This is a genomic window from Algoriphagus winogradskyi, assembly GCF_900182815.1.
Taxonomy (GTDB): Bacteria; Bacteroidota; Bacteroidia; order Cytophagales; family Cyclobacteriaceae; genus Algoriphagus; species Algoriphagus winogradskyi.
This window is the reverse complement of record NZ_FXUA01000002.1, coordinates 693,843-705,794: the sequence shown is the minus strand read 5'-3', so window position 1 is coordinate 705,794 and position 11,952 is coordinate 693,843. Positions and strand designations below refer to the sequence as shown.

The 11,952-nt window shown below is 42.3% G+C and carries 14 protein-coding genes and 1 pseudogene; 3 read left to right on the top strand and 12 right to left on the bottom strand.

Annotated elements, in window-relative coordinates:
- Nucleotides 1-10: 10 nt before the first annotated feature.
- The 11 genes from QOL76_RS07595 to QOL76_RS07545 all read right to left on the bottom strand — a co-directional run bounded on the left by QOL76_RS07595 (nt 11) and on the right by QOL76_RS07545 (nt 8,184).
- On the bottom strand, nt 11-2,503 hold the full coding sequence (locus QOL76_RS07595) for a TraG family conjugative transposon ATPase (protein ID WP_103923810.1): 2,493 nt from the start codon (nt 2,501-2,503) through the stop codon (nt 11-13).
- A 2-nt stretch (nt 2,504-2,505) separates the two neighbouring features.
- Complete coding sequence (locus tag QOL76_RS07590; protein ID WP_077353341.1) at nt 2,506-2,787, bottom strand: DUF4133 domain-containing protein; 282 nt, start codon at nt 2,785-2,787, stop codon at nt 2,506-2,508.
- Nucleotides 2,787-3,092 carry a DUF4134 domain-containing protein gene (locus QOL76_RS07585; RefSeq protein ID WP_103923809.1) on the bottom strand — a complete coding sequence of 102 codons (306 nt, stop codon included), beginning with the start codon at nt 3,090-3,092 and terminating at the stop codon, nt 2,787-2,789. Before QOL76_RS07585 ends, QOL76_RS07590 begins: the two co-directional genes overlap by 1 nt.
- Before the next feature lie 57 nt (nt 3,093-3,149).
- Entirely contained in the window at nt 3,150-3,479 is a 330-nt protein-coding gene (locus tag QOL76_RS07580; RefSeq protein ID WP_103923808.1) for a DUF4134 family protein, read from the bottom strand.
- Entirely contained in the window at nt 3,476-3,868 is a 393-nt protein-coding gene (locus QOL76_RS07575) for a hypothetical protein (protein WP_103923807.1), read from the bottom strand. Before QOL76_RS07575 ends, QOL76_RS07580 begins: the two co-directional genes overlap by 4 nt.
- A gap of 2 nt (nt 3,869-3,870) precedes the next feature.
- The gene (locus tag QOL76_RS07570; RefSeq protein ID WP_103923806.1) at nt 3,871-4,215 is read right to left on the bottom strand and encodes a hypothetical protein; all 345 of its coding nucleotides are present in this window, start codon (nt 4,213-4,215) and stop codon (nt 3,871-3,873) included.
- Nucleotides 4,216-4,217: 2 nt separating this feature from the next.
- Nucleotides 4,218-4,844: a ParA family protein gene (locus QOL76_RS07565; protein ID WP_103923948.1), complete on the bottom strand. Its 627-nt coding sequence runs from the start codon at nt 4,842-4,844 to the stop codon at nt 4,218-4,220.
- A gap of 10 nt (nt 4,845-4,854) precedes the next feature.
- The gene (locus QOL76_RS07560; protein WP_103923805.1) at nt 4,855-6,183 is read right to left on the bottom strand and encodes a relaxase/mobilization nuclease domain-containing protein; all 1,329 of its coding nucleotides are present in this window, start codon (nt 6,181-6,183) and stop codon (nt 4,855-4,857) included.
- Nucleotides 6,180-6,545, bottom strand: coding sequence for a plasmid mobilization protein (locus tag QOL76_RS07555; protein ID WP_103923804.1), 366 nt, complete (start codon nt 6,543-6,545; stop codon nt 6,180-6,182). Before QOL76_RS07555 ends, QOL76_RS07560 begins: the two co-directional genes overlap by 4 nt.
- A gap of 152 nt (nt 6,546-6,697) precedes the next feature.
- Nucleotides 6,698-7,618, bottom strand: coding sequence for a helix-turn-helix domain-containing protein (locus tag QOL76_RS07550; RefSeq protein ID WP_103923803.1), 921 nt, complete (start codon nt 7,616-7,618; stop codon nt 6,698-6,700).
- Nucleotides 7,615-8,184 carry a GNAT family N-acetyltransferase gene (locus QOL76_RS07545; RefSeq protein ID WP_103923802.1) on the bottom strand — a complete coding sequence of 190 codons (570 nt, stop codon included), beginning with the start codon at nt 8,182-8,184 and terminating at the stop codon, nt 7,615-7,617. Before QOL76_RS07545 ends, QOL76_RS07550 begins: the two co-directional genes overlap by 4 nt.
- A 689-nt stretch (nt 8,185-8,873) precedes the next feature.
- Between QOL76_RS07545 and QOL76_RS07540 the strand changes: the two genes are divergently transcribed.
- The 3 genes from QOL76_RS07540 (at nt 8,874) to QOL76_RS07530 (ending at nt 10,373) form a co-directional block, all read left to right on the top strand.
- Nucleotides 8,874-9,281, top strand: coding sequence for a helix-turn-helix domain-containing protein (locus QOL76_RS07540; RefSeq protein ID WP_103923801.1), 408 nt, complete (start codon nt 8,874-8,876; stop codon nt 9,279-9,281).
- 68 nt (nt 9,282-9,349) lie between these two features.
- Nucleotides 9,350-10,096, top strand: a complete 747-nt coding sequence (locus tag QOL76_RS07535; RefSeq protein WP_103923800.1) for a ParA family protein — start codon at nt 9,350-9,352, stop codon at nt 10,094-10,096.
- A gap of 7 nt (nt 10,097-10,103) precedes the next feature.
- The gene (locus tag QOL76_RS07530) at nt 10,104-10,373 is read left to right on the top strand and encodes a hypothetical protein (RefSeq protein WP_014773269.1); all 270 of its coding nucleotides are present in this window, start codon (nt 10,104-10,106) and stop codon (nt 10,371-10,373) included.
- A 260-nt stretch (nt 10,374-10,633) separates the two neighbouring features.
- Here the strand turns inward: QOL76_RS07530 and QOL76_RS07525 are convergent.
- Nucleotides 10,634-11,848: pseudogene (locus tag QOL76_RS07525) on the bottom strand (IS256 family transposase).
- Nucleotides 11,849-11,952: the final 104 nt, after the last annotated feature.

The window sequence follows — 11,952 nt, the reverse complement described above, 5'->3', positions numbered from 1 at the left end:
TTTGTAATGGTTAAAAAGTGGCAGTTAGTGTTTCTCTTACCGGGGCCCCTTGCTTGTTGACCTCTCCAAAAAACTCATGGAGTGAAAGCTCAGAAGCCTTAAAATCCTCGACAAAAGCGTCCAGTCCCATTTGGTACCCTCTAAAGGCTTGGATATAGATTTCGATGGCTGATTTTTCTGGCTTTTCCGTGGTATAGGTCAGGTATTGGTACAAGGAAACTTCCACCCCATACACCTCACCGGCAGATCCTCTTCGGATATATACTTCCTTGAATCTTCCCCTGCCCTCATGATTATCCAGCTGATTGATCGTGAAGATCTTTTTCCTTTCATTTTCATTGATGGAAAGCAGGGAGGCGATTTGAGAATAATTGTCTTTGAATTTTGTCTGATCCAAAAGACAGATCGTATCCGAATTATTGATAATACTGTCTTTGACTACCGCATTTCCGATGATATCTCCCAGCTCTTGGGTTACCACTATGGCTTCCCCCCAGAATTTTCGGACTGTTTTATAGAGGTATAGAATGTAGCCTGCCATGAGCGGGGAGGCTATGGCCTTCCAAGCTTCTTCGATGATGAGTGCCTTCCGGTATTTGGTTCGGAACCTCATTTTCTGGATGAAAACATCCATGATAATGAGTGTCACAATCGGGAAAAGCACCTTGTGCTCTTTGATGCTGTCAATTTCAAAAACCACAAAAGATTCGGTAAACAAGGACTGGTCAACTTCCTCATTGAGTAGGTTTTCAAACTCACCTCCCTTGTAAAACTTCTTGAGTACAAAGCGGAATTCTTCAAGTTCAAATCCAATGCTTTCACGCTCTTTGATTTCTGGGATTTTCTCCAGGGCGAATTCATAAAAGCTGTTGAAGCAAAGCCGATCGATAGTGCTTTCCTTGGAGAAAAAAGAGGAATAGTAGGCCGAGATCGTATTGGAAATAACATCGGCTTCAACCTGAGAGACTGTTCCTTCCGCTGTCTTCCACAAGAGGGAAATCAGGGTCAGGAGATAGTCTTTCTTCTCGATGTTGTACTCTTCTTCAGTAATGGAAAAAGGGTTGGTGGTTATTGGCTTTTCCTCGGTGTAAGTGATGTATTTCCCTTGGTAGTATTGGCAAAGTCCGGAATACGAGTGGCCGGTATCGACAATGACTACATCCATCAGCCACTTAGGATTGGGCCGCTTATTCCACATGCAATACTGCTCGATCAGGGCATTCATAAAGAATGATTTCCCCGAACCGGAAGGCCCCAGTACAAACTTGTTTCGATTGTTGATCCGATTGGTTTGCATCGGCAAATCAGCGGGATCAATCTTCAAAGGGATTCCCTGTCGATCCGTAAATCGGATTTGGAATCCACTTATCTCATCCTTGTTCAGTGACTCCTTCAAGAAAAAACATAATGCAGCATCCGATGTGGTCAGGAAGTAATCGTAAACTTTCAACTCAGCGGTATTGCAGGGAAGCAGTGTCCTGAAAAGCTCCAGTTGGTTATAGGAATTTTTATTGGCCACAATGCCCTGTTGGAAAAGGGAGGATTCCACATAATTACAAGCTCCTTGGATGTGCTCCTTCTTGGCAGAAACAACCACATTGAAGTGGCAATTGACCAAAAGCTGGTTATGTCTGGCCACGTCTTCCAATAGCCTGTCGATATCTTCCACACAGATATTATTGGCTGGATCGGGTATCCCGGAATGCCGCTTTCGCTTCAATTCAAGCTTGGTAAGCGTTGATCTCTGCTCAATAATTTCAATGACCTGGTTATAAACTATGGTTTGGAAATTAGGGACATCGAAAAGGAAGGCCATATTATCAACAGGAAACCCTTTGAGGCTATCCTTATCGTTACGCTCCAAATGGGTGGTCACCTTTTCCGGTAGTTCTACTTTGTCGGTATCTACCAAAGTGATCGACCGAAAAGCTCTTTCTCCGCTTTCCACTTGGCTTTCTTCAGCAAGCAGGTTGTCCAGCACAATCTTTTCCTCGTGGAAGTTCATGCTGAGAATCCGTTTCACATATCGGTCAGTCTCAATTCTTGAGAGTGCCTCTGTCTTGATTCCTGCACGTTCAAAAAGGTCGGTCACCTTTCCCAGTGTCTGAATAAAGTCCATTACTGACTTTTGACTGTATCTGCCTTTTACCCGTTTGGTAATCACCAAAAATGTCTTCATTGAAGTATAGGGCCGCCCCTGGAAATGGTCATCATACTTTTGCTGTAGGTATTCTTTTGAGGATTTTTCGCTGTAGGTCTTTCTGGAAAAAATGTCCTGCTTTTGGATCAGATGCCCTTCACCAAGTATTTTGATCAGGTTGGTGTATAGCTGATGAAAGGAATCGTACTTGGAAGAATCCGCTGAATATTGCAGGACAGGATTGTCCAATCCAAGGATGACACCATAGTCACCCTTCAGATTGAATAGACAATGAAAACCATGGATCTGATCTTCAATCCCCAGATAGGGAAGCTTAAATTCATTCCTTTTTTTCCCAAACATGATTACTTTGATTTTAAGGATGTAGCGATCTGAAATACCCCTTTATACCTTGTTTTGCTATGCAGGCCTTTTTTCTGTTGCTGAGAGGTGATGAAAAGTCCGGTAGTCATGACTGATAGGGTAATCACCCCACCTAAAACCATACTGGTTAAGCTTCCGATTAATCCTCCTGAGACGACCGCGATAACTAAAGAAGCGACTCCCCATCCGATGTATTTTCCCTGAAAGCCCCGATATATAAGAGGCTTCTGAAGCCCCTTATATATCGGAAATTGCTTAGCCATCAGACACCGAAAAACGCTTTGATGATCACACTGACCAAGACCAAAAACAGGCAGGAGCCGCCCCATCCCATCAATTCTTTATTGATGTCTTGATCACCGGAATTCCATTTGATGTAAACTCTTACGCCTCCTATCAGCCCTACTACCGCCCCAATAACAAGACAGAGACTGGCTACGGGATCCACATAGGCGAGTAGAGACGATTCTGCTGCGACAATTCCCTGAACACCTTGGGCTCTGGCGGCTGTAGTTGCAAGCATCACAAACAATGCGCTTGAGATCATTTTTTTGGTTCTGTTGAACATGGTGTTTATAGTTTAAGTGAGAAAATATTGACTGTTGATTTTGCTTTTTTTGGGGTGTCAAATCAGTGGGACAGCATACAGTCCGCTGAGAAAAAAGCCAATAGTGGCCAAGAATAGGCAGGCTCCGAACCAACTGATGACCTGAACATCGATCTGATGTCTTCCCATTTGCCAGTTGTTGTAAACCCGAAGACCGCCAAGCAATCCTGAGACTGCGCCCACGACAAATGAGAGTCTGGAAATAGCGACATAGAAACTTTTCATATCGGTCTCGACCTCCTGAAATTTTGAAACTCCCGGAGGGGATTGGCCATAAGTCTCCGATCCCGACAAAAAGAATAAGAGGGAAAGGAGAGCACATAGGAATAGCCGATGAAGGAGCTTCATGAGAACACGACTTTCTTTTTCATTTCAATACTGCCTTCCTTGGCGAGTACAAAGAGGGAATTGAGCGTAGTCACCCCTCCTGTAGATTTGACTGGGCTGGGATCATTGATTTCAAATTCGATATCTTCTGAATCCTCCTCGCTGTTGACCCATACTTCCGTCTGGGAAGCAGATTCTGTCTTGGGCTTCACAGGATCAGGCACCGGGTCATTATCCTCAATCACCGTTGGACTTTCATCAAACTCATTGAGGTCCGTCTGGAATGTGTAGGCATTCCCTGCCGACACTTCTGAAAGTTGTGGTTTGCGCAAAACATCGAAGACGACATTTACCGCATAGTACACCACATAGAAAAGGGATAGGTATAGAAAGAAGTCTGTCCAGCTCATGGCTATAGTTTTTGTATGGATTGTTTGATTTCATTGACCAGTTCTGGATTATTTTCCAGAAAGTCCCAGCACAGGAAATTCACGAAGGAGGTCACGTCCACTCCAAAAGTGGGACTGATTAGCTTCAGTACTTCCTCCGTTCGAGCGTCCATCCGAATCAGCCTTTTGGAATCTCCGTTTACTTCAAAATTCTTGATGGCCTCTATCAGCTCATGGATTCCTTGGCTTCCGATCTTGTCAGTCTCATTACTTTTAGACTTTACCAAAGGCTTTACCTCAGGTTCAGGCAATACCAATTCTGACCTTACTCCTTGGACAAGTTTGCTTATGTAGTCCCCGTTTGCCATGGCTAATCTGCTTCTATATGGTCATCAAATAATTTGTTGAAAATGGGATCCAGGATAGGCACAAGCGATTCCGGAGTGTAGGAGGTAGTGAGTCTTTGGAAGTCTATCCGATCCGATACCGGGGAGGTCAATTCACCAAACTGGCCAAGTGCCTGATTGACGCTCTCCAAGGTTTCGTATTTGACTGATGTTTTGACTCTGTTGGGGATTAGGATAATCCGGCTTTCAGGATTCACCTTTTTGACCACGTAGCAAAATTCAAACGTGCTGGTGACGCTGTATTCATCGTAGCAAAAAGGGCAGATGATCAATTCAGACTCCTTGAGTACCGGCACCAGGTTGTCGTCATCCATTCTCCCAGCAAGATCAATCACGGTGAGAATTTTAGGATCTTGAGCAGCTCTTTTCTGGATAGACTTGAATCCTGGAATATTCGATAGCTCAACTTCATACAACTTCTCATTTTCTAAGAGGTCCGAATTGAGATACTTGTTGTAAAGTGACTGTTGAAAGTCCATATCAAAGACTTTCACCTTTCTTTTCCTTTTCTGGACGGCAAAATTTGAAAACAGCACCGCGAGCGTACTTTTTCCCACTCCACCTTTTTGGTTTGCGAATAGAATGATCATGGCTATCTTTTTATCTAGTGATTTCATTGTCTCCCTTGCGCTTTTTGCTTCTTTTCCTACCGTGCACAGCTTCATCATCGATGTCATTGGCGATTTGGAGTACAAGAACCAGGTCAAAAATCTCTTGACTCTGTATGGCTCTATGGGCTTCGCTATCTTGGAAGTATTGACTTAATGCCAGCTGCTGCTCGGCAGAAAGAATGTCACTGGCAGCGATATCTCCTTGGGCTGTTTTCAGGTAAGAATTCCCATCTCTATTCTCCAACTTCAAAGCGTGGTGTTCCAAGCCTTGCCGAACTGTCGAGAAATCATTGAGAGCAGATTGGAGCCTTACTTTTGCCTCGATCAAATCGATCGGCTTATCCTTGTTCGGTTTCTGGGATTGATAGGATTTACGTTCACCTTCCTGTTCAAAAAATCGCTGGATTGGGAATACTTCAATGCCTTTAAAAATGATCTTATTGGCATGGTCAATCAGGGAATAACCATAAGGCCTTTTTCCATCTTTGCCATGGAATACGAGCTGAACCCCAAATTTATCCCGTATAAAATCACCTAGATCCGATCGATACCCGGTTTGGTTTCCTTTTTTACCGCCGGGTTTAGGTTCAAATAGACAAGTGAGCTTAGTTTGGTAGACCTTGGAATATCTATCCAAAATCGCTTTCAGCTGTTTTGCTCGATCCTTATCCAATTGATAGGATTGGATCTTTTGGTTGAATTCTGAAACAGGAATCTGACCTTGAACTGAACCATATTTGATCAATTCTATCTGCTCACCTTTTTCCCTCACCTTGAATCCCAAGTTTTCGAGGATTAAGAATCCTTGGGCTTTGGTACTGAAGCGAAACTCCATCAAGCTATCCGCAGCTTTCACTGCTTCATGCTTGGGATTGAGTCTCATGATCTCATTGATTGCTTCTTGTGCCCTTAGCTTCTCAAATGAATCACTGATCTTTTTGCCATCCCGATCAATTCTCGATGACACAATATGAACGTGGTTATTTGCCGTATCCTTGTGAAAAACGATCAGGAAAGGGTTATTCCCATAGCCCATTTTATCTATCCATTCATGGGCGATTTCTGTCAGCTCTTCTTTGGAATACTCCCTGCCCTTGCAGCTGATCATGGCATGAAACTGCTTGTCCTTGACGAGTGCATTTCTGTTCGAATGAGTTATCAGGTAATTTTTCACCTCATTCGGCCCCACATCCTTGGTGTCCTGCAAATACCCAAAATTCCGGAGCCTAGTCAGCTCTCCCTTTTCATTTTGGGTTTTGTTCGTGTTGTAGGTCACCCCATTAAATGAACTTGCGCTGGAAAGGATTTTAACTCTCATTTGATTGCCTGATAAATCTGTTTCAAAAACTTGTTCATGAAGTCCCTATGCTCAAGATGCTTGGCCATCTGTTTGGTGTGATTCAGAAAAATCTCCGGGGAAATTTTGTCTCGATACGTATTGGCATGCTTGGCCAACTGGTTGATATTATTGTTAACCCTAGCCTGTTCGGCAACCACCTTATCAATTGCATTTAGGATTCCCTTGGTGTCAATGATCTTGATCGTTTCAGAGCTAAGCTTCATTCTGATCAAGTGACTCAAAGACACACCAAGGGACCTACTTTCCTCCTTCAATCGGGTAAAAACATCCGGCTTTAACCTGACAGATACCCAAGAGAGATTTTCTCTTTTCTCCTTCATGGCTACATGTTGATGGGGGTAAAGAATTGGATTCTCTAGGCGAAAAAAAATACCTAGAACTGCGTAAATGCGATAAATAGGCATATCTGCGTATAGAAAATCGCCTATACGCAGATATGCTTAATCAATGGGTTCGTCCCTTAAAATCTGTTTTATGAATAGGAGTTTAGGGCGTTGATCAGCTCAACTCGGTTTTTGCTGTCCGCCTTTTTAAAAATCGTCTGAAGGTGTTTGTTGACTGTTCTTTCTGAAATAAAAAGTACTTCTGCGATTTCTTTGCTAGTAAGTCCTTGGGCTACTTTCTCAACCACTTCGCACTCTCGCTTGGTAAAGCCCAATTCAGCACATCGTTGGCCGAAAAAAGTACTGGGATCAATCGGTGGCCTCTGGTCGGTATCATTGATTTTTGCAAATACCTTTCTGTTTTCGAAGATCATCTTTCGGATAAACAAAAAAGTAATGATGATAAAGCCACCATTTGTGCAAATTACTTCCACAAATTGGGAAGCATCGACATAGCTAAAAACTGGCAGCAATACCCAAGGCACCGCCGCAGAATAAGTCAAAATTGCTTCCAGTGAATTTTGAGACCCCTCAAATTTCTTTCTAATACTCAGAAAAATGATCACGATCAGATAAATCGCATAAACCAAAGGGATCGCCAATCCATACCAAATGGTTGCGGGAAGATCACCCAGTAATGGAAGCCCAATACAAAAGAAAAGCAGGAATGGAGCTATTAAGAATATCCAGACCCCAATTCGCGCATTCCACCTCAAATCATCCAGTTCGAAAACCCGATAAAAATAGTATGGAAAATATGCTCCCATTACAAACCCGGTTCCATAAGCCAAGTTGATCTGAAGATTCAATGAAATAGGGAGCTCTGGATCTGGGAACAAGCCACCTGCAATATTGTAGATGATCAACAATCCCAAAAGGATCAAATAGTATTGTCGATTCTTTTCAGCAGGATTTTGGAGATATAAAACCAACTGAGAAACAAAAAATAGCACCTCGCACACGACAAAAATAAATGTCGCCAGATGCATGTCAGTTCCAAACACTGTCATAGCAAATCCTTTTTGTAGAAGTAAAATGGAAAACCAAATTCATCGGAAGATGCATAAACTGAGAATCCGAAATTCTCATACCATCTGAAATTTCGCTCGGTGGAAGTTTCCAGGCAGACAGGTAGGTTCTTTTTCTTCGCCAACTCGAGTACAGATTTGAGAAGCATAGATCCTTCTCCTTTACCTTGGTTCTCTGGCTCTACACCGATAAACCAAACGTAAAGAAATGGCTCATTTGGTTGGACCCTTTCGATGCTTGATTCCCTTTTGAGCACCTTCGAAATTTTTGAAATTCCAATTCCCTGGAGAGCCAGTTTTAAGTCCCAAATCCATAGATTAAAAGACTTTCGCTTTCGGTTAGAATACTTGATCAAGACGCATGATTTTCCACTTTCGGAGATATACACCTCTCCGTTTTCCAGACAGTTTGCCAAACTGTACTCCATCAAAATTCTCCTGGAAGTGGCCGAATTACCAACCACAAAATCAACCGATTTATTGCCTTCAAAAGAATTCACTAAAATAGTAATGACTTTTTCTCGATCCTGTTCAATGAATTTTCTCATGGTTCAGTCAATTTAAATTTTACCGAGTTGCGAGGTTAAATCCCTCCATTTTGAATGATTCAGCAAAGAAACATCGGAATGGCAAGTGCGTGTTTGTGAAAAAAATTCGGCAGAATTTGTGTCACAAATACACAACTTGCAAGGAACACGCAAAAGGTTCCTCAACACGCTCTTTCAATTTTACATGCTGAAAAAAGCAAAGATATTTCTTCAACATTCCTCAAACCCACCACTTTCCCGCGAGGAAAAAAAGGTGCTAAAATTCATGGCCTGAGATTAAATCAAGCCCATTTTTCAAAACCAGAATGATGCTTTTATCACTTGAAAAAAGACATCGAAATATTCCTATATCTGTACATATCTATATATAGATATACAGATATGTATATATTCAGAAAACCAATAATTGCCTCACAAAATACATTTGTATGTATATATTTGCCTTAGAGGATCAAGTTATGATCTGCAAAACAGAAAAAGGACTATATTCAATTTCACAGATAACACTTTCTTGATTTAGGCTCTGAACTTAAGATATCAACTAATGAAAAGGTCTGGAAGATCATCCCAATCGAACAATCCGAAAAGACCAACGGATAATTCCTTTTGAATATATCTATTTTTAAAAATATATGGTTTTGCTATATTATTAAAAAAATTTATCGTTTAAAAATAAGAATCACTCATAAATGACTGAAAATCAACGCCTAAAAATCATCCGGAAATTCTTAAAAGAAACCCAAGCAGATTTCGGGGCTTCTTTGGGCTTGACTCAGGCAGGATATTCAGACATAGAACGAGGCAAGAACAACGTTTCTGGAAAGATTAAGATCCTCCTAAAGCGAGAACATAACATCAACCTAAGTTGGTTAGCTACGGGTGAGGGAGAAATGTTTATTACCACCATCGAGGATAGTGAAATGGACTCGGACAAACTAGGGAGCGAGCAAAACTTTTTTGACCGGCTCCAAGCAGAAATCGAAAGACTTCAAAATGAAGTGAAACGCCTAGCTGCTGAGAATAACTCATACAGTGAATTGGTGCGATCAAAGAACCTGATCATCGAGAACTTGGAAACCAGAATTAATCAAAAGTAAATACATATTTATATAAATACTTTTTTATGGAAAAATGTTTTCATATCTTTAGTTAAAACCAAAGAGCCATGAAAACAATCTCCATCATGAATCACAAGGGAGGAACTGGTAAAACCACCTCCTCCATAAACATCGGTGCTGGGCTTGCCAAAAAAGGTTTCAAAGTTTTGTTGTTGGATATCGATTCCCAAGCAAACCTGACTGAGGGACTGGGAAAAGGTGATCCTGAATTATCTGTTTATGATTCCATTCGGGAGAATAAAAAGTTACCGATCCTTAATGTCTCCGAAAACCTGGACTTGGTTCCCTCCTCCATCGATCTGTTGGGAGCTGAAATGGAGATTGTATCCAAAATTGGAAGAGAGCAAATCCTCCATAAACTCCTAAAGCCTATCCGCTCAGAATACGACTACATCATCATTGACTGCCCTCCTTCGGTTGGGTTATTGACCGTCAATGCCATGGTAGCGAGTGACACCATTTTGCTACCATTACAAGGAGAGTACTTTGCTTACAAAGGAGTGGACCGGCTTTTGGGCATAGTGAAAGAAGTCCGGGACAACCTAAACGATAAATTGGAAATCGGTGGAGTGTTTATTACCCAAATCAACCCAAACCGAATCCTGACCAAAACCATTGTGGAGAAACTCACCGAGGATCTCCAGGATAAAGTGTTCGACACCAAAATCCGAATCAACGTAGCATTGGCCGAAGCACAGCTGCAGGGACAAAGCATATTTGACTATGCACCAGACTCGAACGGAGCTAAGGATTATGAACTGCTGGTCGATGAAATTTTAAGCAAGTTAAACTGATAAAAATATGGCGAAGAAACTGAACGATCCTAGCAAGGGAAACAAAAACCTTGGCGCAAAACAAAGAGGTCTCGGAATGCTGATCAACCCTGAATCTGAGATACAACAAAAAGAAAAATCATCAAGCAAAGAGTTTGACACAGAAGATGTGAAAATCTACTCACTCCGGATTCCAACTGATATGTTCGATAAGTTAAAATATGAGATAGGTAGGGAAACCAAGGCTTCAATGAGAGATATGATTCTGACGGCGGTTGCTAAGCATTATGGGATTTAGGAAAAGGTTACTCCTTTTTGCACAATTAAAGCCACCTGAAAGGATGGCTTTGTTTCTTATGAAAGACTTTACGTTTTGCTTGATTTTAATACGGTTTTTTGAACAAAGACACGCACATGTAAAAAATTAATTTGTAGAAAAAGGCTAATCAAGCACTTCAGCCCTAATTACGTTTATACAATGTGGGAGGGGAGTGTTAGCCGAACTCTGTCCTTCCCTTCTCTTGGGGTAACCCAAGAGAAGGGAACTAAATAATTATTTTATTCCGCGTCCAAAACTAACCTCCCCTCAAATCTAATGGCAAACTGTTGGACTGTCAACCCCCAGTTATGGATAGGGGCCGTCCATTTCCGTTCGATCCTCTTTGCAGCAAGATACACCAGTTTCAGCAGTGCCATATCACTTGTGAAAGCCCCTTTTATTTTGGTGACTTTCCTAACCTGCCGGTGATAGCCTTCAACCGCGTTGGTGGTATAAATGATCTTTCTGTTGGGTTTGGTATAGGCAAAATAGGCACTAAGACGTTCCCAGTTGCTGTTCCATGAACGGACCACCACAGGGTATTTCTTCCCCCACTTTTCTTCCAGGTCCAACAGGGCAGACTCTGCCCCGTCTTTGGTATCTGCCCCATAGATAAGTTTCAGGTCAGCGGCAAGCTCCTTCTGCTCCTTACTAGCTACATACTTCAGGCTGTTGCGGATCTGGTGGACGATACAGAGCTGTACCTCAGCCTTAGGGAAAATAGAATGGATTGCTTCAGGGAATCCCGTCAGGTTATCTGTACAGGCGATCAGGATATCCTTTACCCCACGGTGCTGCAGGTCACTTAGGACCTGGAGCCAGAAGTTGGCCCCCTCACTTTCAGAAAGAAACATGCCCAACAGCTCTTTCTTCCCTTATTTGTTGATACCCAAAACATTGTACAGGGCCTTATGCCTCACCTTACCATCTTCCCGCACCTTGAAGTGCATCGCATCAAGCCATACGATACAATATACATCCTCTAAAGGACGGCTCTGCCATTCTTTCACCTTTGGGACCACCCGGTCTGTAATCCCGCTGATCACTTCGGTGGAGACCTCTGTATATACATCTCCCGGATATGGGCTGATATATCCCACATACTGCCTCCCATGCCATACAGGGCGGATCTGGTCTTCCAGACTGTCGGCTAATATGCGCTGCCTTTTTTTCACTATTTTAGGCTCAAAGCCACTTTTTCGGTCCTGTGGGGTCTCGATCGTTACTTCTCCCAGGTTACTCTTGACAATCTTGTTGCCCGTGCCGTTTCGCTTGTTGCCCGATGACCAACCATTTTCTTCATCCCGAAGATGCTCTTCCATCTCTGCGTGGAGCGCCTCTTCCAAAAACTCTTTGAGTATCGGCGCTAAGGCTCCGTCCTTTCGGAACAGGTTGTCACCTGATAAAAACTGTTTTAATACTTTTTTCTTGAATGCTGATTCTTGTTCTTTCATACTGCTCTATCTTAAAATTCAAAGCTTTAGACAGAGTTAAGATTACACACTCGATCGATAGAAATTCCATTATCGGATTTTCATACATTTTGTATTTCTTTTGT